Source organism: Halopseudomonas formosensis (genome assembly GCF_900115905.1).
GTDB lineage: Bacteria > Pseudomonadota > Gammaproteobacteria > Pseudomonadales > Pseudomonadaceae > Halopseudomonas > Halopseudomonas formosensis.
In genome coordinates this window covers 22,280-42,121 of record NZ_FOYD01000013.1, presented here as the reverse complement: position 1 = coordinate 42,121, position 19,842 = coordinate 22,280, and the positions used below count along the sequence as shown (strand labels likewise).

26 protein-coding genes are annotated in these 19,842 nt (G+C 65.9%); 18 read left to right on the top strand and 8 right to left on the bottom strand.

Going from position 1 to position 19,842, the window contains the following annotated elements; all coding sequences use genetic code 11:
- The first annotated feature begins 7 nt into the window (after positions 1-7).
- Positions 8-889, top strand: coding sequence for a sugar nucleotide-binding protein (locus BM046_RS14365; RefSeq protein ID WP_090540685.1), 882 nt, complete (start codon positions 8-10; stop codon positions 887-889).
- 65 nt (positions 890-954) lie between these two features.
- Here the strand turns inward: BM046_RS14365 and BM046_RS14360 are convergent, their stop codons facing one another.
- The gene (locus BM046_RS14360; RefSeq protein ID WP_090540683.1) at positions 955-1,665 is read right to left on the bottom strand and encodes an OmpW/AlkL family protein; all 711 of its coding nucleotides are present in this window, start codon (positions 1,663-1,665) and stop codon (positions 955-957) included.
- Between the two features lie 190 nt (positions 1,666-1,855).
- Here BM046_RS14360 and BM046_RS14355 point away from each other — a divergent pair, with 190 nt between their 5' ends.
- Genes BM046_RS14355 through BM046_RS14330 form a run of 6 tightly spaced genes read left to right on the top strand, consistent with a single transcriptional unit; the run spans position 1,856 to position 6,698 of the window.
- Entirely contained in the window at positions 1,856-2,623 is a 768-nt protein-coding gene (locus BM046_RS14355; RefSeq protein WP_090540682.1) for a DUF3450 domain-containing protein, read from the top strand.
- On the top strand, positions 2,620-3,966 hold the full coding sequence (locus BM046_RS14350; protein ID WP_090540680.1) for a MotA/TolQ/ExbB proton channel family protein: 1,347 nt from the start codon (positions 2,620-2,622) through the stop codon (positions 3,964-3,966). The genes BM046_RS14355 and BM046_RS14350 overlap by 4 nt, the downstream gene beginning before the upstream one ends.
- Positions 3,959-4,474: a MotA/TolQ/ExbB proton channel family protein gene (locus BM046_RS14345; RefSeq protein WP_235818657.1), complete on the top strand. Its 516-nt coding sequence runs from the start codon at positions 3,959-3,961 to the stop codon at positions 4,472-4,474. The genes BM046_RS14350 and BM046_RS14345 overlap by 8 nt, the downstream gene beginning before the upstream one ends.
- A 12-nt stretch (positions 4,475-4,486) precedes the next feature.
- Entirely contained in the window at positions 4,487-4,900 is a 414-nt protein-coding gene (locus tag BM046_RS14340; RefSeq protein WP_090540677.1) for an ExbD/TolR family protein, read from the top strand.
- The gene (locus BM046_RS14335; RefSeq protein ID WP_090540675.1) at positions 4,900-5,589 is read left to right on the top strand and encodes an energy transducer TonB; all 690 of its coding nucleotides are present in this window, start codon (positions 4,900-4,902) and stop codon (positions 5,587-5,589) included. Before BM046_RS14340 ends, BM046_RS14335 begins: the two co-directional genes overlap by 1 nt.
- 2 nt (positions 5,590-5,591) lie before the next feature.
- Positions 5,592-6,698: a tetratricopeptide repeat protein gene (locus BM046_RS14330; RefSeq protein ID WP_090540673.1), complete on the top strand. Its 1,107-nt coding sequence runs from the start codon at positions 5,592-5,594 to the stop codon at positions 6,696-6,698.
- On the opposite strand, the gene BM046_RS14325 is transcribed toward BM046_RS14330, so the two are convergent.
- From BM046_RS14325 to BM046_RS14295, 7 genes are all read right to left on the bottom strand, one after another.
- Entirely contained in the window at positions 6,699-7,217 is a 519-nt protein-coding gene (locus BM046_RS14325; protein WP_090540671.1) for a DUF3299 domain-containing protein, read from the bottom strand. It abuts the gene before it with no gap.
- A gap of 10 nt (positions 7,218-7,227) precedes the next feature.
- Positions 7,228-8,490 (bottom strand): ABC transporter permease, encoded by a 1,263-nt coding sequence (locus BM046_RS14320; RefSeq protein WP_090540668.1) that lies wholly within the window; start codon positions 8,488-8,490, stop codon positions 7,228-7,230.
- On the bottom strand, positions 8,490-9,203 hold the full coding sequence (locus tag BM046_RS14315; RefSeq protein ID WP_090540667.1) for an ATP-binding cassette domain-containing protein: 714 nt from the start codon (positions 9,201-9,203) through the stop codon (positions 8,490-8,492). The genes BM046_RS14320 and BM046_RS14315 overlap by 1 nt, the downstream gene beginning before the upstream one ends.
- Before the next feature lie 17 nt (positions 9,204-9,220).
- Positions 9,221-9,775 (bottom strand): DUF2796 domain-containing protein, encoded by a 555-nt coding sequence (locus BM046_RS14310; protein WP_090540666.1) that lies wholly within the window; start codon positions 9,773-9,775, stop codon positions 9,221-9,223.
- A 69-nt stretch (positions 9,776-9,844) separates the two neighbouring features.
- A complete protein-coding gene (locus BM046_RS14305) occupies positions 9,845-10,069 on the bottom strand; it encodes a hypothetical protein (RefSeq protein WP_143084205.1) in 225 nt (74 codons plus the stop codon).
- 131 nt (positions 10,070-10,200) lie between these two features.
- Positions 10,201-11,076: a thioredoxin family protein gene (locus tag BM046_RS14300; RefSeq protein WP_090540662.1), complete on the bottom strand. Its 876-nt coding sequence runs from the start codon at positions 11,074-11,076 to the stop codon at positions 10,201-10,203.
- Between the two features lie 56 nt (positions 11,077-11,132).
- Positions 11,133-11,798, bottom strand: coding sequence for a class I SAM-dependent methyltransferase (locus BM046_RS14295; RefSeq protein WP_090540660.1), 666 nt, complete (start codon positions 11,796-11,798; stop codon positions 11,133-11,135).
- Positions 11,799-11,930: 132 nt separating this feature from the next.
- Here BM046_RS14295 and nrdR point away from each other — a divergent pair, with 132 nt between their 5' ends.
- The 11 genes from nrdR to BM046_RS14240 all read left to right on the top strand — a co-directional run bounded on the left by nrdR (position 11,931) and on the right by BM046_RS14240 (position 19,841).
- A complete protein-coding gene (nrdR, locus tag BM046_RS14290) occupies positions 11,931-12,398 on the top strand; it encodes a transcriptional regulator NrdR (protein WP_090540658.1) in 468 nt (155 codons plus the stop codon).
- Complete coding sequence (ribD, locus tag BM046_RS14285) at positions 12,391-13,524, top strand: bifunctional diaminohydroxyphosphoribosylaminopyrimidine deaminase/5-amino-6-(5-phosphoribosylamino)uracil reductase RibD (protein WP_235818656.1); 1,134 nt, start codon at positions 12,391-12,393, stop codon at positions 13,522-13,524. The genes nrdR and ribD overlap by 8 nt, the downstream gene beginning before the upstream one ends.
- Before the next feature lie 119 nt (positions 13,525-13,643).
- Positions 13,644-14,309, top strand: coding sequence for a riboflavin synthase (locus BM046_RS14280; RefSeq protein WP_090540758.1), 666 nt, complete (start codon positions 13,644-13,646; stop codon positions 14,307-14,309).
- A 22-nt stretch (positions 14,310-14,331) separates the two neighbouring features.
- Entirely contained in the window at positions 14,332-15,426 is a 1,095-nt protein-coding gene (gene ribBA / locus BM046_RS14275; RefSeq protein WP_090540657.1) for a bifunctional 3,4-dihydroxy-2-butanone-4-phosphate synthase/GTP cyclohydrolase II, read from the top strand.
- A 57-nt stretch (positions 15,427-15,483) separates the two neighbouring features.
- Positions 15,484-15,960, top strand: a complete 477-nt coding sequence (gene ribH, locus BM046_RS14270) for a 6,7-dimethyl-8-ribityllumazine synthase (RefSeq protein ID WP_044501218.1) — start codon at positions 15,484-15,486, stop codon at positions 15,958-15,960.
- A gap of 54 nt (positions 15,961-16,014) precedes the next feature.
- Positions 16,015-16,449 (top strand): transcription antitermination factor NusB, encoded by a 435-nt coding sequence (gene nusB / locus BM046_RS14265; RefSeq protein ID WP_090540756.1) that lies wholly within the window; start codon positions 16,015-16,017, stop codon positions 16,447-16,449.
- A gap of 23 nt (positions 16,450-16,472) precedes the next feature.
- On the top strand, positions 16,473-17,438 hold the full coding sequence (gene thiL / locus BM046_RS14260) for a thiamine-phosphate kinase (protein ID WP_090540754.1): 966 nt from the start codon (positions 16,473-16,475) through the stop codon (positions 17,436-17,438).
- A complete protein-coding gene (locus BM046_RS14255) occupies positions 17,431-17,916 on the top strand; it encodes a phosphatidylglycerophosphatase A family protein (RefSeq protein WP_090540656.1) in 486 nt (161 codons plus the stop codon). The genes thiL and BM046_RS14255 overlap by 8 nt, the downstream gene beginning before the upstream one ends.
- 102 nt (positions 17,917-18,018) lie before the next feature.
- Positions 18,019-18,630 (top strand): GTP cyclohydrolase II, encoded by a 612-nt coding sequence (gene ribA, locus BM046_RS14250; protein WP_090540654.1) that lies wholly within the window; start codon positions 18,019-18,021, stop codon positions 18,628-18,630.
- Positions 18,627-19,061 carry a hypothetical protein gene (locus tag BM046_RS14245; RefSeq protein ID WP_090540653.1) on the top strand — a complete coding sequence of 145 codons (435 nt, stop codon included), beginning with the start codon at positions 18,627-18,629 and terminating at the stop codon, positions 19,059-19,061. Before ribA ends, BM046_RS14245 begins: the two co-directional genes overlap by 4 nt.
- A gap of 18 nt (positions 19,062-19,079) precedes the next feature.
- Positions 19,080-19,841 carry an NYN domain-containing protein gene (locus BM046_RS14240; RefSeq protein ID WP_090540651.1) on the top strand — a complete coding sequence of 254 codons (762 nt, stop codon included), beginning with the start codon at positions 19,080-19,082 and terminating at the stop codon, positions 19,839-19,841.
- The last annotated feature ends 1 nt before the right edge of the window (position 19,842 follow it).

Here is a 19,842-nt window from a genome sequence, read left to right as displayed (position 1 = left end):
TATCTGAATGCGAATGCGGGTTTTGGTGCTGGGGGCGGAGAACTCGATGGGGCAGGCATTGCTGTCCCAGGCGGCGGCCGAGTTCATCCGGCTGGAGGCGGTGGAGCGTCCGGAGCAGGGCTGGCAGCCGGACATGGCCGACCAGTTGCTCAATGGCGCCAAGCCCGACCTGATACTCAACCTGGCGTTCTATCGCGAGCAGTTCCAGCTGGGCCTGCAGGACGCGCAGACCCTGGAGGCCCAGCGGGCCTTCGAAGAACGGCTGATCGAGGGCTGTGCAGCCAGGCAGACACCCTTGATGATGCTTTCCAGCGCCCGGGTGTTCGACGGGCGCAAGTCGTCGGCCTATACCGAAAAGGATGAGGAATCCCCCGCCGGCGCCCTCGGGCAGTTGCAGCTGGATCTGGAGCGGCTGCTGCGTGATCGCTGCCCCCAGCATGTGATAATGCGTTTCAGCTGGCTGCTTGATGCCTGCCCGGACGGCCCCCTGGGTCAGCTGGTCGATCAGCTCAAGTCCACCAGGCTGATCACCCTGGCCGAGGAGTGGCGGGGCAACCCCACGCCGGTCGCCGACGCCGCACGGGTGATTCTGTCGGTGCTCAAGCAGATCGACTGCGCGGCCCCGTTGTGGGGTACCTATCACTATGGCAGCAGTGAAGCGACCACCTGGATCGGCTTTGTCCAGTATGTGATGCAGGAGCTGATCGGCAGCGGCCAGCTGCAGGCCGACGTCGCCATCGAACCGGCGCCCTTCGAAACCCTGCCAGCCCTGGGTGGTCGGCCGCGCAACGCCGCGCTGCTGGCGCGCCAGCTGATGATGGTGTTCGGCATCAAGCAGCGCAGCTGGCGCGCGCAGATGCCCGAATTGCTGGAGCAGCTCAGCCGCTGAGGCAATCCGGAACCCACAAATGACAACGGCCGCAGAAGCGGCCGTTGTCATTGCAGGGCAGGCGATCAGAACTTGTAGCCCAGACCCACCATGTACACCCAGGGATCGACGTCGACGTCGACTTTGGTCTTCTGCACGCCGAGAGCAGTGGGGCCCTTGACGGTAGCTTCGGTATCGATATCGATATAGCGAACCTGGGCGTTGACCATCCATTTGTCGCTGAGCATATAGTCAGCACCAACCTGGAAGGCCAGGCCAAAGGAGTCGTCCAGCTCCAGGCTGCTGAAGCCCTGCGCCTTCCTGGCGCTGCTCAGGTCTTCCTGGAAGAAGGTGGTGTAGTTCAGACCTACGCCAACGTAGGGTTGGAACGCAGAACCGTTGGCCAGCGGGTAGTACACCACGCTCACGGTCGGCGGCAGGTGCTTGATATCCGCCAGTTTTCCGTCCAGGCCAGGTATGCCGGTCAGGGCGCTTACACCTTTGACGCCCACTTCATGACTGAAGGGGGTAGCAGCCAGCAGCTCAATACCGACCTTGTCGGTCAGCATGTAGGCAAAGTTCAGACCCAGCTGGGTGTCGCTGTCCAAGGTTGCGCTGGTACCACCAGCGGCTGCGCCGTCCAGATTGAGGCGACCACTGTCCTCACGCGGATCAACAGTGACCGCGCCGGCGCGGACAATGATGTCACCGGCCTGGTGGGCCTGGGCGATGGAAGCCGCCAGCAGAGCGGGAACAAGCAGCAGGCCGGCGGAGAGTCTGGATACAGTGCGTGACATAGGTGTTGGCTCCTGAAGTTTTGATGGAGCCACTTTACGAAGCCGGGTCGGAGCAAATATTGATCTGAAGCAATTGTTCGGCCGGAAGGGCTTGCGACGGAATGTCGCGGTTGAATTGTGATGGGATGCAGATGATAATGGTTCTCTTTTGTGGCGGGGTGCCTTATTCCGCCGGAGCTGGAGATAGCGGATGAGATTGGTTCGAATAATCCTGATGGCGGGGCTGTTACCGGGACTGGCCCTGGCGCAGAGTGCGGGGGAGCAGGCGCTGGCCGAGGGTGAGGCGCTGATGACGGAGGCGCAACGCTCGCAACAGCGTATCGATCAGCTGGACGATGCAACACGGGATGCGCTGAACCGCTATCGCAACGCCATCCAGCAGAAGGACCAGCTGGCCGACTACAACAAGCAGCTGGCCGGCATGGTCGAATCCCAGCGCCGGGAGCTGGCGGAGCTGCAGGCGCAGCTGGCGACCATCGAGGAAACCCAGGCCGAGGTCATGCCACTGTTGCAGCGCATGCTCAGCTCGCTCGAGCAGTTCATCGAGCTGGACGTGCCCTTCCTGCTGGATGAGCGCACCGACCGCCTGGAGCAGCTCAAGGCCCTGATGATCCGCCCGGAAGTGACAGTGGCAGAAAAATACCGCCGGGTACTGGAGGCGTATCAGATCGAGAGTGATTACGGCCGTACCCTGGAAGCCTGGCGCGGCAGTCTGGACGTCGACGGCAGTGAACGTGTGGTGGAGTTCCTGCGGCTGGGCCGGCTGATGCTGTTCTACCAGACCCTGGACGGCCACACCCAGGGCTACTGGGACAACGCCTCCCGGCAATGGCAGCCATTGCCCGCCAGCTACAATCGCACCCTGCAGCAGGGCCTCAATATTGCCCGCCAGCAGCAGACCCCGGCGCTGCTGCGTCTGCCCTTACCCCCGGTCAGTGAACAGGGAGCTGCACAATGAGACATTTCTGGATTGCCCTGACCCTGGTACTGGCCAGCCCCATTGCCCTGGCCCAGCCCGCCTCTCTGGACCAGCTGCTGCAGGACATCCGCCAGCTGCGCAGCAGCGAGCAGGCCGCCATGCGCGAGCGCGAAGCCGAGTTCCTGCGTGAGCGCGACCGCCAGCAGCAGCTGATGCGGCAGGCCGAGCAGGAGCTGGCGCCGATCAAGGCCGAGGCTGACCGGCTCAAGGCTGAATTCGACCGTCTGGAACAGGCGCTGGCCGACACCGAGGCGCAGATGAAGCAGCGCAGCGGTTACCTCGGCGAGCTGTTCGGCGTGGTCCGCCAGATGGCCTCCGACACCCGCAGTCAGTGGCAGGATTCCCTGCTCAACATCCAGTTTCCCGATCGCCTGGCGCAGCTCGATCGGCTGGCCTCATCTACCCGCATTCCCACCGTGGAGAGTCTGGAGCAGTTCTGGTTCATGCTGCAGGAAGACATGACCGCCAGCGGCAGGATCAGCAGGATCAATGCGCCCGTGGTCGACCGCGACGGCCAGCAACAGCAGGCGCCGGTACTGCTGGTCGGCCCCTTCGTGGCCATCGCCGATGACCAGTACCTGGGTTACCGCAGCGAGGTGGAGGTGCTGCAGGTGCTCAACCGGCAGCCGGGCTCGCGGGATCTGATCAGGGATTTTGCCGCACCGCGCAGCGAGCTGGCGGATCTGCTGGTGGACCCGACCCGGGGTACCGTGCTGGCGCAGATGCAGCAGACCCCGACCTTCATGGACCGCGTGCACCAGGGCGGTCTGGTCGGCTACGTGATCATGGCCCTCGGCGCCCTGGGCGTGCTGCTGGCGCTGGCCAAGCTGGCTTGGCTGTTCCGTGTCTCCCGGCAGATCGATCAGCAGGCCAACGACCTGGGCAACCTGCGTGACGACAACCCGCTGGGCCGCATTCTCGGTGTGATCGGCGATCAGCCCAGGCTGGAGGATCTGGAGACCCTGGAGCTGAAGCTGGACGAGGCCATCCTGCGGGAAACCCCGGTGCTGGATCGCGGCAACTCGCTGATCAAGCTGTTCGCCGCCGTTGCCCCGCTGCTCGGCCTGCTGGGTACCGTCACCGGCATGATCGTCACCTTCCAGGCCATCACCCTGTTCGGTACCAGTGATCCGAAGCTGATGGCCGGTGGCATTTCCCAGGCCCTGGTGACCACGGTCCAGGGTCTGGTAGTGGCCATTCCGCTGCTGTTCCTGCATGCCACCCTGGCCGCGCGCAGCAAGGCCCTGACCCAGGTGCTGGAACAGCAGAGCGCCGGGCTCATCGCCCTGCATCTGGACCCCGGAGCCAAACGTGGTGAGTGAAGCCTTCTGGTTGCTGCGGGACTTCCTCGACAGCGGCGGCTGGGTGCTGTGGACCATTCTCGGGTTCACCATAGTGCTCTGGACGCTGATGGTCGAGCGCCTGTGGTATCTGTGGCGGATCTTCCCCCAGCGTGCAGCGGGGCTGGAGCGTCACTGGCTGCGCCGCAGCGATCGCAGCAGCGTCGCTTCGCGCTACGTCCGCCAGGCCTGGCTGTCAGTCGCCCGACAGCGCCTGGAGCGCTTCATGCCGTTGATCCGGGTGCTGATCGCCCTGTGTCCGCTGCTCGGCCTGCTGGGTACGGTCAGCGGCATGATCCAGGTATTCGATGTGCTGTCGGTCAGCGGCACCGGCAACCCCCGGGCCATGGCCGGCGGGGTGTCACGGGCCACGGTACCGACCATGGCCGGGATGGTGATCGCCATCAGCGGTCTGTTTTGTCTGGCCCGCCTCGATGCCCAGTCGCGGCTTGCCATGCAGCGGTTATCCGACCGCCTGCGTCACGAATAGGAAACTCTCGACATGCGCATGCGCAGACATTCCGCGGCCAGCGACGAAGAGGCCGGCATCGACCTGACACCCATGCTCGACGTGGTGTTCATCATGCTGATCTTCTTCATCGTCACCAGCACTTTCATCAAGACCACCGGCATCGAGGTCAACACCCCGAGCGCGGACAGTGCTGAGCAGCAGCCCAAGGGCAACATCCTGATTGCGGTGGACCCCAACGGCGAGATCTGGATCGATCGCCAGCAGGTGGATATCCGCGGCGTGCGCGCGGCGGTGGAGCGGCTGCGGGTGGACCAGCCCGACAGCAGCGTGGTGGTGCAGGCCGATCAGGACGCCCGCAGCGGCGTGGTGATCCGGGTCATGGATCAGGTGCGCATGGCCGGGGTTACCGACGTGGCCCTGGCAGCCACCGCGGGAGACATCTGATGCGGCTGCTGGTCAGCTTTGCCGGTGGACTGCTGGTGGCGCTGGCGCTGTTCGCCCTGATGATCGCGCTGGTCATGCCGCCGCGGGACAACCGCGAACCGACCAGCGAGCTGGCGCGGATCAGTTTCGTGCGCAGCGTCTCCGATACCCAGAGCGATGCCCGCCAGAGACAGCCACGCGAGGCGCCGGAGCGCCCGCAACCGCCCGAGGTGCCGCAGCCGCCGTCCGTGCAGCAGCCCCGGGTCGACAGCAGCATGCAGCTGAATATCGCGGTGCCCAACCTGCCGACGCCGGGTATCAACATTGCGGTGACGCCCTCGCTCAGTGGATTGACCGCCGCCGAGGCCCCCGCCGTGGTGGCGCCCGCCGCGCCGCCTGAAGCCGCAGCGGCACCGGCGGCAGAGCCCTCCACCGCCGAGGAGGTAACGCCGCTGGTGGATATTCCGCCGAACTATCCCCAGCGGGCGCTGGCCGCAGGCATCGAGGGTGAGGTCACCCTGGCCTTCACCATCACCGCCGATGGCCGGGTGGAGAACCTGCGGGTTACCCACGCCGAGCCCCGCGGAGTGTTCGAGCGCGAGGCGCGCCGCGCCGCTGCCCGCTGGCGGTTTGCCCCGCGTCGGGAGAACGGTCAGCCGGTGGCCCGTGAAGCCACCAAGACCCTGTATTTCCGTCTGGAGGGAAGGTAGCCATGGCCGCTGTCCGACATTGTCGCAACGTCCTGCTGGGGCTCGCTCTGCTGCTGGCACCGGCACTGGGTATGGCTCAGCAGGCGATCAGTCCGGTGGTCTTCACCGCGCTGAACAGCGCGCAGCAGGCACAGCAGAAGGGTGATCTGGCCCAGGCCCGCCGCCTGCTCGACTCCGCGCTGGAACAGGCCCCGGCCGGGAGTCTGGAGCTGGCACTGATTCAGCAACGTCTCGGCTATGTGGCCATCAGTGCCGGGCAGTACGAGGCAGCCATCGGCTGGCTGCGCAAGGCCCTGGCCCATGATCGACTGGAGCCGGAGGCGGCGCGCCAGGACAGGCTCAATCTGGCCCAGCTGCTGGCCTCCCGGGAAGAGTTTGCCGAGGCCGCCCGGCTGCTGGAGCAGGAGCGCCGGCAGGCTGGCCTGAACCTGGAGCAGACCCAGTTGCTGGTGCAGTGCTACAGCCGGCTGCGGGAGTATCGTCGGGCCATCCCGCTGGCCGAGGAGGTGGTGCGCGCCAATGCCGCCGCCGATGACGTCTGGTATCAGCTGCTGGTGGGCATGAGTTACGAGCAGGGCGACCATGGCCGCGCTGCCCAGTGGCAGAAGGTGCTGCTCAAGCGCGACCCGGCCCGGGCCGAACACTGGCGGCAACTGGCCGCCCTGCAGAGTCAGGCGGGGGAGCAGCGCGCCGCTGCGGCTACCCTGCGTCTGGCCCATGAGGCCGGAGTCGGGCTGGGTGCTCGGGATCTGGACAACCTGGTGGCGCTGCAGGTCAATGCCGGGGCGCCCTGGCAGGCTGCACGTCTGCTGGAGGAGCTGATGGCACAGCAGCTGCTGCCCCGGGATGCTGCCCATCAGGAGCGTCTGGCGCAACTCTGGACCCTGGCCCGGGACCGCCAGCGGGCCCGGGAAGCCTGGGCGGCATTGGCCAACGGCAGCAACCGGGCCGACCACTGGCTGCGTGTGGCCGGCTTCCAGCTGGAGGACGGGCAGTGGCAAGAGTTGCTGGGTACCCTCAAGCGGGCCCAGTCCGGCGCCAGCGCGCAGCAGCGACAGCTGATCCGCCAATGGGAAGGCTATGCCCAGTCTGCGCTGGACAACAGCTGATCAGTACAGATAGGGCTCCACGCTGGCTGCGCTGATCCGGTAGCCGGCGGTGGCCATCTCGCTTTCCACCTGCTCCACCCGCACCTCCCCGGAAATCCAGAACGGCTGGTACAGCGCATCCAGCGGGATGCCGCTGGTGCTGCGTACGTGCACTATCTGGTTAGAGGGCGGCGGCGGCACATGGATGCAGGCGCCGAACCAGGGCACCAGCAGGAACTCCTCGACCTCCATGGCCTCGGTGATGCCCAGCGGCACTATGTAACCGGGCAGGCGGATGTGGCGGCCATCGAGTTCCGCCACTACCGGCGCCGCCGGCTCGAGCTGGACCGCCGGGTCACCCAGCAGCTCCTCGTCGAACTCGCCCAGCGCACTCAGGTCGTGAACCGGTTCGGGCATCAATGGCCGGTCTCGCAGCTCCGGAGGAAGAAGTTCGGCCCAGCCGATTTCCATGGGCATACCGGCCAGCGCGCTGCCGCTCAGCAGCAGTATCCCCGCGATCAGGTATAACGCCGGTTTCATGCTGTCTCCTTCAGGTGCGGATCGACAGGCCGTCGATCAGGGATTGCCGATAGGCGCGCCAGGCCGGCACGCTGCCCATCAGCACTGCCGCCAGCAGTATGCCGCCCAGCAGAGACCATTCCCAGGGCCCGGGCGCGGTGATCGGGATGAACAGCCCGTAGTGCGAGAGTATCAGTGGCTGGGCCAGCCACAGTGTCAGATACATCAGGCCGACCCCGAGCAGGGCACCGGCCAGCGCCAGGCCGAAGGCCTCGAGCAGCAGCAGGCTGAAGATGTGCCGTGGACGTGCGCCGACCGAGCGCAGTATGGCCATCTCCCGGCGCCGTTCGTTGAGGCTGGAGAGAATGGCGGTGAGCATGCCCACCAGACCGGTCAGGACGACGAACACGGAGACGATGAACAGGGCCTTTTCCGCCACGCCGAGCAGGCTCCACAGCTCCTGCAGGGCAACCCCCGGCAGCACCGCCATCAGCGGCTCATCGGGGAAACGGTTGATATCACGCTGCACGGCGAAGGTTGCCACCCGGCTGTCCAGTCCAAGCAGTGCGGCGGTGATGCTCGACGGGGTCAGCGCCATGTCGCGGGCCTGTTCGGCGCTGATCCGGGCTGCTCCCCGGGCCGGCATGCCCTGACGCCAGTCGACGTGCAGCGCTTCCAGCCCCTGCAGGCTGACATGGATGGTGCGGTCCACCGGGGTGCCGGTCTTCTCGAGAATGCCGCTGACGCGGAAGGGCTTGTCTGCGTGCTCGACGAAACTCACCGAGCCGGTGCCATGGGCCAGCACCAGTTCGCTGCCCAGCACATAGCCCTGCTCGCGGGCGACATCGGCACCCAGCACCGCATCATAGAGATCGGCAAAGGCCTTGCCTTCGGCGAAGGCCAGTGCACGGTCGCGCCCGTGGCGGTAATGCAGGAAGTAGTCGGCGCTGGTGCCCATGACCTTGTAGCCACGGTGCGAGTCCCCCAGGGAGATGGGCAGCGCCCAGGCCACCCGGGGATGGTCGGCGATCCGCTGGAAACTGTCCCAGCGCATGTTGGCGCTGGGGTGGCCGATGCGAAATACCGAATACAGCAGCAGCTGCACCGAGCCGGTGCGCGGCCCGACAATCAGGTCGGTGCCGGAGATGGTGCCGGCAAAGCTGGCGCGGGCTTCGGTGCGGATCTTCTCCACACCCAGCAGCAGGGTGATGCTCAGGGCGATGGCCAGCACCGTCAACAGGGCCGAGAAGCGGCGGTTAAGCAGGCTGCGCAGGGCCAGACGCAACAGATACATCAGTCCAGTCCTCCGTCGGGGGTGGCGCGATTGAGTTCACTCAGTGACAGGCTGCGGTCGAACAGGCGCTCCAGCGCACCGTCATGGCTGACGAACAGCAGGCTGCTGCCCGCCGCCTGGCACTCCACAAACAGCAGATTCAGGAAGGCTTCCCGGGCGTCGGCGTCCAGTGCCGAGGTCGGCTCGTCGGCGATCACCAGCTCCGGGCTGCCGATCAGCGCCCGGGCGGCGGCCACCCGTTGCTGCTGACCTATGGACAGCTCGGTTACCGCGCGGCGCAGCAGTTCCTGTCGATCCAGCCCCAGGTGCGCAAGCAGGTGCCGGGCGGCGGCCTCGACGCTGCCGTGGCGCTGGATGGCGCGCCGGCGGCGCAGTGCCGAGAAGCGGCACGGCAGGCTGATGTTCTCCAGCACCGAGAGGTAGGGCAGCAGGTTGAACATCTGGAAGATGTAGCCGCTGTGGTCGGCCCGGAAGCGATCCCGACGGGAGCCGGACAGGCGTGCCAGATCCTGACCCAGCAGCTGGATGCGTCCGCTCGCGGGCAACTGCACGCCACCCAGCAGGCCGAGCAGGGTGGTCTTGCCGCTGCCGGAGGGGCCCTTGAGAAAGACCCGTTCGCCGGCAGCCAGGGTGAAGTGTTCGATATCCAGCAGCGGTGACTGGCCGGGCCAGGCGAACACCAGGTTTTCCAGCTGGATCACGGGTAGGGACATGGACTTGCTCGGGTGATTCACAGATCGACCAGATTGCGTTTTGCGGTCAGCTCGGCGCCAGTCTGGCCTTTGGGGGTGATCGCCTGCAATACCAGTCGTTGACTATTGGGAAACAGGTCGAACACAAGTATTTCCACTTGTTGCAGCCGGGGCATTGCCGCGCAGCGGAATTGGTAGCGGGCACTGATATCCGCATGTTCCCCATGTCGCCCATGTTCGATGGCGGGGTCGGCAGGGGCAAACAGACTGCTGTGCAGCTCGCTTGCCTCCAGCTCGCAACGGGCGGGCGCGGGCAGGCGGAACAGCCGTTCGGGTTGCTGCAGGGTTTCTTGCAGGGCAGCGAGAGCCGCGTGCTGCTCCGCGGTGCTGGGAGCGTGCTCGAAGCCCAGCAGATCGTCCGCTGGAACCTGCAGCTCGAGATGCAGCTGGTCCTGCTCGATCACCAGATGCAGCTGGCCGACACCATGCTGGTGGGCGGGGGCATTGGACCCGTGATGGCCGGGGTCATGGGCCTGAATGCCGGCGCTGAAAGCGGCCAGCAGGGCGAGGGGCAGGGAAGAGAGTCGACGCATCCTGTAGCTCCATTGATGGCTCAGGATGTTACCTTATAACAATTTCGGAGCGGGTGGCAGCCCGCCTCCTCACATCAGCATGCCCCGGGCGCGGTCGCTTTCGCTGATCATCAGGAACAGGGTGCCGCAGTATGGGCAGTCGGTGAGGGTGTCGATGACTTCACAGGGCGCAGCTGCCGGGGTAAGGATGCCTTCAGCGCACGCAGGGCAGGGGAATTCCACCAGCCGTGTGCCCTGGGCCTCGAGCTGCTGGATGTAATCGAGGTACCGCTGCATGGCGGGCGATAGGTTCATGAGGACACTCCCCTGTTGAATGTGGATGGGGAGCGGGGCAGACCGTGGTGTTGCTGCAGATGACTCCTCATTGATCGGGCGGCGCGATCATAGCACACCGCCATTTCTCCGGGGATGCGACAAAAGGTGGATCAGTAGAGGAGCTGGTACAGCCGGCGGCGGTAGCTGATGCTCAGGGGATGGTCGTTGCCCAGCAGCTCGAAGGCCTGCAGCAGGGTGCGCTGGGCTGCATTGTCGCCATAGCTGCGGTCACTCTGCATCAGGTGCAGCAACGCGTTGAGGGCCGCCTCGGCCTGGCCCCGGGCCAGGTCATGCAGGGCCAGCTGGTACAGCGCCTCGCTGTCCGCCGGGTTGGCCTGCAGGCGTTGCTGCAGCGCCTGCGGCTCGGGCAGTTGCGCGGTCTGCCGGGCAAAGCCGAGCCCGGCGCGCAGGCCGGCCAGGGCCTGCTTGTTGCCATCCTGATCCTGGACAGCATTCAGCACCGCCTCGACATCGTCGAACTGGCGGGTATCCATGAGCGCCCGGGCCAGCAACAGCAGCAGGGGATCGCTGGTGTGCTCGGCCATGGCCTGCTGCAGCAGGGTGATCGCCTGCTCCGGCTGGCCGGCGTCCAGCAGCGCCGTTACGCTGGCCTGGACATCCTCTGCTTCTTCCTCGGCGGGCGCGGCGCTGACATGGGGCTCGAGCATGGCACGGATGGCGCTTTCCGGCTGGATGCCGGCGAAACCGTCCACCGGCTGGCCATCCTTGAACAGCACCACCGTGGGCAGGCTGCGGATGCCGAAGCGCTCGGTGAGAAACACCTCCGCGTCGCAGTTGACCTTGGCCAGCAGCAGCTCGCCACCGAAACTCTCGGTTATGGAGGCCAGCATCGGCATCAGCGCCTTGCAGGGGGCGCACCAGTCGGCCCAGAAGTCCACCAGCACCGGCTTGTGACGGGAGTTCTCGATTACCAGCTGATCAAAGGTGTCGCCGGTGACGTCGAAGATATGCGGTGACTGGCTCATTGAGGTTCCTGAATGCAAGGGCTTGAAGGGCTTATCTGGGGGCGGCGCCGCGGTTATCAAGGGAGACTCTGATACAGCGCCACCTGACGGAACTCCACCGGCTCGCCCAGTTCCGGCCAGGTCTGGCCGTGCAGGTGGCCGAGCCTGTGGTAGCCCGGGTGCTGCAGATCGCGTACCCGGGAGTCGGCGATCAGTACGCTGTCGGCCCGTTGCCGGAAGCGTTCGAGAAAGGGGCGGTTGTCGCTGTCGTAGAGCACATCCGCGGCCAGGATCAGATCCAGCTCGCCGGTCACCGCAAAGTAGTCATCGGCCAGCTCGATGGGCAGCCCGTTGAGTTCGGCATTCAGCGCGCTGGCCAGCTGGGCGCCCTGATCCAGATCGCAGGCGATGCTGCGGCTGGCGCCGACCGCGCTGCAGGCCAGGGCGACCACGCCCGAGCCGCTGCCGAAATCCAGTACCCGTCGGCCGCGCACCTGCTGCGGGTTGTCCAGTACCCAGCGGGCCAGGGCCACACCACTGCCCCAGCAGAAGCCCCAGTAGGGTGGCTGCTCGAGCAGGCGTCGGGTTTCCTCGCTGGCAAAGGCCCGGTCCAGATTGACCGGGTCCAGCAGCCACAGCTGCAGTTCCGGCAGACCGGGCAGGCTGCAGGGCGCCAGACGCGCATCCGGCAGCACCTTATGCAGGCATTCCTCGAGCTGGGCAAGTAAGCGGGGTGTCGACATGGTGCAGAACCGACTGGAAGAGAGGCCGGCATTGTAGCCAGATCGCCGGCTCCGGTGAAACCGCCATGCCCTTTTACTGGCGGGGGGCAGGCGGTATGCTAGGCGCGCCTCCGATTCCGGGAATGATGCGATATGTACTGTCCGTTCTGCAGTGCCAATGACACCAAAGTGATCGACTCCAGACTGGTAGCCGACGGCGCCCAGGTGCGTCGCCGCCGGGAATGCCTGGCCTGCCAGGAGCGTTTCACCACCTTCGAGACCGCCGAACTGGTGCTGCCGCGCATCATCAAGCAGGACGGTCGCCGCCAGCCCTTCGATGAGGACAAGCTGCGCGCCGGTCTGCTGCGCGCTCTGGAAAAGCGTCCGGTCAGCGTCGAGCAGATAGAGGCCGCTCTGGGGCGGATCAAGCACCGCCTGCGCGCCACCGGTGAGCGCGAGGTCAAGGCCATGGTGGTCGGCGAGATGGTCATGGCCGAACTCAAGGAACTGGATGAGGTGGCCTATATCCGCTTTGCCTCGGTCTATCGCCGCTTCCAGGATCTGAACCAGTTCCGCGAGGAAATCGATCGGCTGTCCCGCGGCGAGCCCGCCGATGGCTGAGGCGCTGAGCGATCAGGCGCTGATGGCCAGAGCCATCCGCCTGGCCGAGCGGGGGCTCTACACCACCGAACCCAATCCACGGGTCGGCTGCGTACTGGTACGCGACGGCCGTATCGTCGGCGAGGGTTGGCATGTGCGCGCCGGCGAGGGCCACGCCGAGGTCAATGCACTGCGCCAGGCCGGCGAGCTGGCCCGGGGCGCCACCGCCTACGTCACCCTGGAACCCTGCAGCCACTTCGGCAAGACCCCGCCCTGTGCCGATGCGCTGGTCGCCGCCGGCGTGAGCCGCGTGGTGGCGGCCATGCAGGACCCCAATCCGCAGGTCGCCGGGCGCGGCCTGCAGCGTCTGAGGGAGGCCGGTGTCGAGGTGCAGTGCGGGTTGCTGGAAGCCGAGGCCGGGCAGCTGAATCCGGGTTTCATCAAGCGCATGCAGCAGGGTCTGCCCTGGGTGCGGCTGAAGCTGGCGATGAGTCTGGATGGTCGTACCGCCATGGCCAGTGGCGAGAGCCAGTGGATTACCGGTCCGCAGGCGCGGGCCGATGTGCAGCGCCTGCGGGCGCGCAGTGGCGCCATCATCAGCGGTGCCGACAGTGTGCTGCTGGACGATTCGGCTCTGACCGTGCGCGCTGCCGAGCTGGGGCTGGCGCCGGAGCTGGCTGCCCAGGTGGCGCAGCGCCAGCCGCTGCGGGTACTGGTCGATGGTCGCCTGCGGGTACCGCTGGACCGGCGGCTGTTCCACGAGCCAGGGCCCGTGCTGGTGGTCTGCTCCGATGCCATGGGCCGCGAGGCTGAGTATCAGCGTCCGCAGCTGGAGCTGCTGGCACTGCCCGGACAGAACGCCAGAGTGGACCTGCCCGGCCTGCTGGCCGAGCTGGCCCGGCGCGGCTGCAACGAGGTCCTGGTGGAATCGGGTGCCGCCCTGGCCGGGGCCTTCTGGCAGGCCGGACTGGTCGATGAACTGGTCGTCTATATGGCGCCGCGCCTGCTCGGCAGCAACGCCCGACCTTTGCTGCAGCTGCCCTTCGACGCCATGGCCCAGGCCGGGGATCTGCAGATCATCGACCTGCGCGCCCTGGGCAGGGACTGGCGCATCACCGCCCACCCGAGCCGCGCACAGGCCGATTGACCACGGTCGGGCTGTCGATATCGGCCCGACCCGCTTATAATTGCCCGGATCCCTTCTCCATGTCGGCTGCGCCAGATGCGGCCGCGCCGCTGGAAAATGCACAGCTAACCGAGGCAAAGATGTTTACCGGAATAATCGAAGCAACAGGGCAGATCGCCAGTCTGCAGCCGCGCGGCGGTGATGTGCGGGTTCAGGTCAGAACCGGCAAGCTGGACCTGGGCGACGTCAAGCTGGGCGACAGCATTGCCGTGAACGGCGTCTGTCTGACCGTGGTGGAACTGCCCGGTGACGGTTTCTGGGCCGATGTCAGCCAGGAAACCATGCGTCGCAGCGCCTTTACCCAGCTCAAGGTCGGCAGCCGGGTCAACCTGGAAAAGGCCCTGACCGCCACCACCCGGCTGGGCGGTCATCTGGTCAGTGGCCATGTGGATGGCGTCGGTCAGGTGCTGTCACGCGAGGATGAGGCCCGTTCGGTGCGCTTTCGCATCGAGGCACCGGCGGAGCTGGCCAGATACATAGCCCAGAAGGGCTCGATCACCGTGGACGGCACCAGCCTGACGGTCAATGGCGTGGATGGAGCGGTGTTCGATCTGAACATAGTGCCGCACACCCTGCAGGAAACCATCATGGGTGACTATCAGCCCGGTACCCGGGTGAACCTCGAGGTGGACGTGATTGCTCGCTACCTGGAGCGCCTGCTGCTGGGTGACAAGGCCGCCGAATCCGGTGCCGGTGGCGGCATCAGCATGGCATTTCTCGCCGAAAACGGCTTTCTGAAGTCCTGAACAACGTGCCCGGGAGGGCCGTATGAAACTGAATACTGTTGAAGAACTGGTTGAAGACATCCGCGCCGGCAAGATGGTCATCCTGATGGATGACGAGGACCGGGAGAACGAAGGCGACCTGATCATGGCCGCCGAGGCCTGCCGCGCCGAGGATATCAACTTCATGGCCCGTTACGGCCGTGGCCTGATCTGCATGCCCATGAGTCTGGAACGCTGCGAGCGCCTGAAACTGCCGCTGATGGTACAGCGCAACGGCTCGGGCTTCGGCACCAAGTTCACCGTTTCCATCGAGGCGGCTGAGGGCGTCTCCACCGGCATTTCCGCTGCCGACCGTGCGCGTACCGTGCAGGCCGCTGCAGCCCCCGATGCGGTGGCCGAGGACATCGTCAGCCCCGGCCACATCTTCCCGCTGATGGCCCAGCCCGGTGGTGTGCTGGCCCGTGCCGGTCACACCGAGGCCGCCTGTGACCTGGCTCGCATGGCCGGCTTCGGCGAGTCCGGGGTGATCTGCGAGATCATGAACGAGGACGGCAGCATGGCCCGCCGCCCCGAGCTGGAGGAGTTCGCCAAGCAGCACGGACTGAAGATCGGCACCATCGCCGACCTCATCCACTACCGCCTGCTCAACGAGCGCACCGTCGAGCGTGTGTCGGAGCAGCCGCTGGATACCGAGCTGGGCACCTTCAATCTGGTGACCTACAGGGACAGCCTGGAAAACGCCGTGCACCTGGCCCTGACCCTCGGCACGATCGAGCCGGAGGAGCCGACCCTGGTGCGGGTACACAACATGGACCCGCTGCGCGACCTGTTCATGGTGCGCCAGCCCGGACGCTGGAGCCTGCGTGCGGCCATGGCCAAGCTGGCCGAGCAGGGCAATGGTGTGGTGCTGCTGCTGGGCAATCAGATGGACGGCGAAGAGCTGTTGCATCACGTCCAGCAGATCGCCGGTGGTGAACCTGTCGTACGCCGTCCCAGCACCTACAATACGGTAGGGGCGGGTTCGCAGATCCTGCGGGATCTGGGTGTGCGCAAGATGCGCCTGCTGTCGATGCCGATGAGGTTCAACGCCATATCCGGTTTCGACCTGGAAGTAGTAGAATACCTGCCCTGCGAATAAACGCATTGAATGACGGCGGTGCCAGCGAGTGCCGCCGGTTCTTTAAGAGAGAATGTTATGACTGCAATCCGTACCATCGAAGGCGACTTCGTCGCTGCACAGGGTCGCTACGCCCTGGTTGTCGGCCGCTTCAACAGCTTTGTGGTTGAGAGCCTGGTCGACGGCGCTGTAGATACCCTCAAGCGTCACGGTGTCAAGGAATCCGACATCACCATAGTCCGGGTCCCCGGTGCCTTTGAAATCCCGCTGATGGTGCGCAAGGTGGCTGACCTCAAGCAGTACGATGCCATCATCACCCTGGGCGCAGTCATCCGTGGTGGTACGCCGCACTTCGAATACGTTGCCGGCGAGTGCGTCAAGGGTGTCGGCGCCGTGTCCCTGGAGTCCGGTATTCCGGTCGCCTTCGGCGTACTGACTGTAGACAGCATCGAGCAGGCCATCGAGCGCTCGGGTACCAAGGCAGGTAACAAGGGCGCGGAAGCCGCCCTCTCGGCAATCGAAATGGTCAGCGTGATCAAGCAGCTGGAGGCCTAAGTGGCTGATCACGACGCAAGACCCAAGCGCTCCGGCGGACAGTCCCGCAGCGCCATGCGGCGCAAGGCCCGCAGCCTGGCACTGCAGGCCCTGTACTCCTGGCAGATGGCCGGTCAGCCGCTGAGCGACATCGAGGCCCAGCTGCGCAGCGACCCCGAGTACGATTTCGACAGCGCCGACGGGGCCTACTTCCAGGAACTGCTGCGCGGCGTGCCCGCCCATCTCGACGAGATCGACGAGCAGCTCAAGCAGGTTCTGGACCGCGCGGTGGCCGAGGTCGATCCCATCGAGCTGGCCATTCTGCGCATCGGCGTCTATGAAATGGCCCAGCGAGCCGACGTGCCCTACAAGGTAGTGATCAACGAAGGTATCGAGATGGCCAAGGTCTTCGGTGCCACCGATGGTCACAAGTACGTCAATGGCATTCTCGACAAGCTGGCTCCCCGCCTGCGCAGTGTCGAGGTCAATGCGTCGCGCCGGGGGCGTTGAGCCGCGGAGGTTGCCACATGCCGCTGGGTGAATTCGGACTGATAGGCCGGTACTTCCAGCGCGCAGTGCTGCAACAGGCCGGTGACCCGGCCGCCGTGGCACTGGGCATCGGTGACGATGCCGCCCTGCTTGAACCCGCGCCGGGCTGCCAGTGGGTTATTTCCACTGACAGTCTGGTGCAGGGTGTCCACTTTCCCGAACAGTATTGTCCGACCGATCTCGCTTACCGCGCCCTGGCGGTGGCGGTCAGTGATCTGGCGGCCATGGGCGCTCGCCCGCTGGGCTTTACCCTGGCTCTGACCCTTCCGACCGCAGATGAGGCCTGGCTCGGTGCCTTTTCCGATGGCCTGGCCCAGTGCGCGGTCGACCATCGCATCAGCCTGATCGGCGGCGACACCACCCGTGGCCCCTTGAACATCGGCATCAGCGTGTATGGCGAAGTCGCCCGTGGGCGTGCCCTGCGCCGCAGCGGTGCGCGTCCCGGCGATCTGCTCTGTGTGGGCGGGCCGCTGGGGGATGCCGCTGCCGGGCTGGCGCTGGTTCTGGGTCAGCCGCTGCCCGCGCCGCTGGATGAGGCCAGTCGCGACTATCTGCTGGCGCGCTTCTGGCGGCCACGGGCCCAGTGCGAGCTGGGGCAGGCCTTGCAGGGGCTGGCCAGTGCGGCAATGGATATTTCCGACGGGCTGCTGCAGGACGCCGGGCATCTGGCCCGGGCCAGCGGGGTAGCGCTGCATATCCAGGGCGCCGACCTGCCGTCCGCACCGGCACTGCGGCACTGGCCGGCCCGGCAGCAGCTGGACTGGATGCTGCGCGGCGGTGATGACTATGTGCTGCTGTTCAGCCTGCCGGTTGCGGCGCTGGCACAGCTGGGCGACTGGCCGATCACGGTGATCGGCCGGGTCGAAGCAGGCCAGGGCGTCTGGCTGGATGGACAACCGATCGCCGGTGACGGCGGCTACCAACATTTCAAGGAGTCTGCCGATGGCTGAGTCCCGCAGCCCGACACCGGCCTCGGTGTGGCGCAACCCTATCCACTTTCTGGCCTTCGGCTTCGGCAGCGGTGCCATGCCCAGGGCGCCGGGTACCTGGGGCACCCTGGCGGCGCTGCCCTTCGTGCTGCTCTGGCAGCAGCTGCCGGTGGGCGGTTATGCCCTGGTGCTGCTGCTCAGCACCCTGCTGGGCATCTGGCTGTGCCACCGCACCGCGGCGGATCTGGGCGTGCACGACCATGGCGGCATCGTCTGGGACGAGTTCGTCGGCCTGTGGATCGCTCTGTGGCTGGCGCCCCCCGGCTGGCTGTGGCTGCTCGCGGGCTTCGTGCTGTTCCGCCTGTTCGATATCTGGAAACCCTGGCCGATCGGCTGGGTCGACCGCCGGGTCGGCGGCGGGCTGGGCATCATGCTCGACGATATCCTCGCCGGGATCATGGCTCTGCTGGTGTTGCAGGGCGCCCAGTGGCTGCTGTGATCGGCGCCTTTCGTACCGCTCGGGCAGATCAGCGCTGACTGCCGGGGTCTTGTGCTGCTAAGATAGCGGCCCTCTCAAAACAGTGTGGTCTCAGGAGACAGCGTGTCAGTCACCTATGTTGCGTCATCCCAGCTGCCCACCAAGTGGGGCACTTTCACCATGCACGGCTTCCTTGAACCCGGTACCGGCAAGGAACATGTGGTGCTGACCATGGGCGATGTGGGCGATGGCCAGCCCGTGCTGGGGCGGTTGCATTCCGAGTGCCTGACCGGCGATGCGCTGTTCAGCCTGCGTTGTGACTGCGGCTTCCAGCTGGAGGCGGCGCTCAAGGCGATCGCCGATGAGGGACGTGGCGCCTTGCTGTACCTGCGTCAGGAAGGCCGTGGCATAGGCCTGATGAACAAGATCCGCGCCTATCATCTGCAGGACGGCGGTGCCGATACCGTGGAAGCCAACGAGCTGCTCGGCTTCGGTGCGGACCAGCGCGACTACGGCATCTGCAAGCCGATGCTGGCGCACCTGGGCATTACCAGCCTCAAGCTGCTGACCAACAACCCGCGCAAGGTCAAGGCGCTGGAAGACTTCGGTATCACCGTGGCCGAGCGCATTCCGCTGCGCACCGGGCTCAACCCCTTCAACCGCAACTATCTGGCAACCAAGGCAGGCAAGCTGGGTCACCTGCTGGGCAGCATTCATCAGGCCGAGGCCGAATGATGGACGCCCTGATCCACTGGCAGGCGATGCGGCGCAACTGGCGCATGCAGTGTCTGGCCTCGCTGATACTGCCGATCGCGGTGGTCTGGTTCTTCCATGATCGCAGCGGCGGCGCCTACCCCGGAGTGGGGGTACCCCTGTTCATTGCCGGCATGCTGACACTGCTGCTGACCGTCTGGCGCTTCGGCCTCTACAAGGCGGCTCTGCAGCAAGTGGACGCGGCCCCCGCCGCTGCCGATGAACAGGCCTGGAACCGTCTGCACCATACCCAGCTGCTGGGGCTGACCCATGCCAAGCTGCCCGGCTGGATCGGCATGCTGCACTATGTCTGCACCATGGAAATGCTGCCATTGATCCTGCTGGTGCTCGCCAGCCAGGGCGCCATGCTGCTGTACCGTCCGGCGCCCCAGCGGTTCAGACAGTCGAACTGAAAAAAGGGGGTGCAGCCGATGAATGGCAACGGCAAGGGCGACAGCCTGGCGGTTCTGATCGACGCGGACAATGCCAATCCGGCGATCATCGAGGGTCTGCTGGCGGAGGTGGCCCGTTTCGGTGTCGCCAGCGTCAAGCGCATCTACGGCGACTGGACCACGCCGGGACTGGGGAAATGGAAGGCCAGCCTGCTGGAGCACTCGCTGCAGCCGATCCAGCAGTTCGCCTACACCAGCGGCAAGAACGCGACCGACAGCGCCATGATCATCGACGCCATGGATCTGCTGTACACCGGTACCTTCGACGGTTTCTGCCTGGTGTCCAGTGACAGCGACTTCACCCGTCTGGCCGCGCGCCTGCGCGAGTCCGGCAAGATGGTCTACGGCTTCGGTGAACAGAAGACGCCGCGCTCACTGGTGGCCGCCTGCGACCGCTTCATCTATACCGAGATCTTCCTGCAGCGCGACGACAGCAGCGCCGCGGCCGCCGAGGGACACCAGGGCGCCATCACCCGCCGCAGCAGCCAGGAACTGCGCCAGGATGCCAAGCTGTGCAACCTGTTCCGCCAGGCCATAGATGCGGCGGCGGGGGATGATGGCTGGGCCAATCTCGGGCCGGTGGGCAGTCACATCACCAAGCAGATGCCGGAATTCGACCCGCGCAACTATGGCTACAGCAAGCTCAGCGAGCTGGTCGAGGGCATCGGCCTGTTCACCCTGCGGCGTGACAATACCCTGTTGTGGATCAAGAACCAGCGCCCCGAGAAGCGGGGCGGCTGAT

What these genes read in the sequence shown, in the direction of transcription:
- BM046_RS14365 (WP_090540685.1), top strand. Translation starts at nt 8, where the DNA reads ATGCGAATGCGGGTTTTGGTGCTGGGGGCGGAGAACTCGATGGGGCAG.
- BM046_RS14360 (WP_090540683.1), bottom strand. Translation starts at nt 1,665, where the DNA reads ATGTCACGCACTGTATCCAGACTCTCCGCCGGCCTGCTGCTTGTTCCC.
- BM046_RS14355 (WP_090540682.1), top strand. Translation starts at nt 1,856, where the DNA reads ATGAGATTGGTTCGAATAATCCTGATGGCGGGGCTGTTACCGGGACTG.
- BM046_RS14350 (WP_090540680.1), top strand. Translation starts at nt 2,620, where the DNA reads ATGAGACATTTCTGGATTGCCCTGACCCTGGTACTGGCCAGCCCCATT.
- BM046_RS14340 (WP_090540677.1), top strand. Translation starts at nt 4,487, where the DNA reads ATGCGCATGCGCAGACATTCCGCGGCCAGCGACGAAGAGGCCGGCATC.
- BM046_RS14335 (WP_090540675.1), top strand. Translation starts at nt 4,900, where the DNA reads ATGCGGCTGCTGGTCAGCTTTGCCGGTGGACTGCTGGTGGCGCTGGCG.
- BM046_RS14330 (WP_090540673.1), top strand. Translation starts at nt 5,592, where the DNA reads ATGGCCGCTGTCCGACATTGTCGCAACGTCCTGCTGGGGCTCGCTCTG.
- BM046_RS14325 (WP_090540671.1), bottom strand. Translation starts at nt 7,217, where the DNA reads ATGAAACCGGCGTTATACCTGATCGCGGGGATACTGCTGCTGAGCGGC.
- BM046_RS14320 (WP_090540668.1), bottom strand. Translation starts at nt 8,490, where the DNA reads ATGTATCTGTTGCGTCTGGCCCTGCGCAGCCTGCTTAACCGCCGCTTC.
- BM046_RS14315 (WP_090540667.1), bottom strand. Translation starts at nt 9,203, where the DNA reads ATGTCCCTACCCGTGATCCAGCTGGAAAACCTGGTGTTCGCCTGGCCC.
- BM046_RS14310 (WP_090540666.1), bottom strand. Translation starts at nt 9,775, where the DNA reads ATGCGTCGACTCTCTTCCCTGCCCCTCGCCCTGCTGGCCGCTTTCAGC.
- BM046_RS14305 (WP_143084205.1), bottom strand. Translation starts at nt 10,069, where the DNA reads ATGAACCTATCGCCCGCCATGCAGCGGTACCTCGATTACATCCAGCAG.
- BM046_RS14300 (WP_090540662.1), bottom strand. Translation starts at nt 11,076, where the DNA reads ATGAGCCAGTCACCGCATATCTTCGACGTCACCGGCGACACCTTTGAT.
- BM046_RS14295 (WP_090540660.1), bottom strand. Translation starts at nt 11,798, where the DNA reads ATGTCGACACCCCGCTTACTTGCCCAGCTCGAGGAATGCCTGCATAAG.
- nrdR (WP_090540658.1), top strand. Translation starts at nt 11,931, where the DNA reads ATGTACTGTCCGTTCTGCAGTGCCAATGACACCAAAGTGATCGACTCC.
- ribD (WP_235818656.1), top strand. Translation starts at nt 12,391, where the DNA reads ATGGCTGAGGCGCTGAGCGATCAGGCGCTGATGGCCAGAGCCATCCGC.
- BM046_RS14280 (WP_090540758.1), top strand. Translation starts at nt 13,644, where the DNA reads ATGTTTACCGGAATAATCGAAGCAACAGGGCAGATCGCCAGTCTGCAG.
- ribBA (WP_090540657.1), top strand. Translation starts at nt 14,332, where the DNA reads ATGAAACTGAATACTGTTGAAGAACTGGTTGAAGACATCCGCGCCGGC.
- ribH (WP_044501218.1), top strand. Translation starts at nt 15,484, where the DNA reads ATGACTGCAATCCGTACCATCGAAGGCGACTTCGTCGCTGCACAGGGT.
- nusB (WP_090540756.1), top strand. Translation starts at nt 16,015, where the DNA reads ATGCGGCGCAAGGCCCGCAGCCTGGCACTGCAGGCCCTGTACTCCTGG.
- BM046_RS14255 (WP_090540656.1), top strand. Translation starts at nt 17,431, where the DNA reads ATGGCTGAGTCCCGCAGCCCGACACCGGCCTCGGTGTGGCGCAACCCT.
- BM046_RS14245 (WP_090540653.1), top strand. Translation starts at nt 18,627, where the DNA reads ATGATGGACGCCCTGATCCACTGGCAGGCGATGCGGCGCAACTGGCGC.
- BM046_RS14240 (WP_090540651.1), top strand. Translation starts at nt 19,080, where the DNA reads ATGAATGGCAACGGCAAGGGCGACAGCCTGGCGGTTCTGATCGACGCG.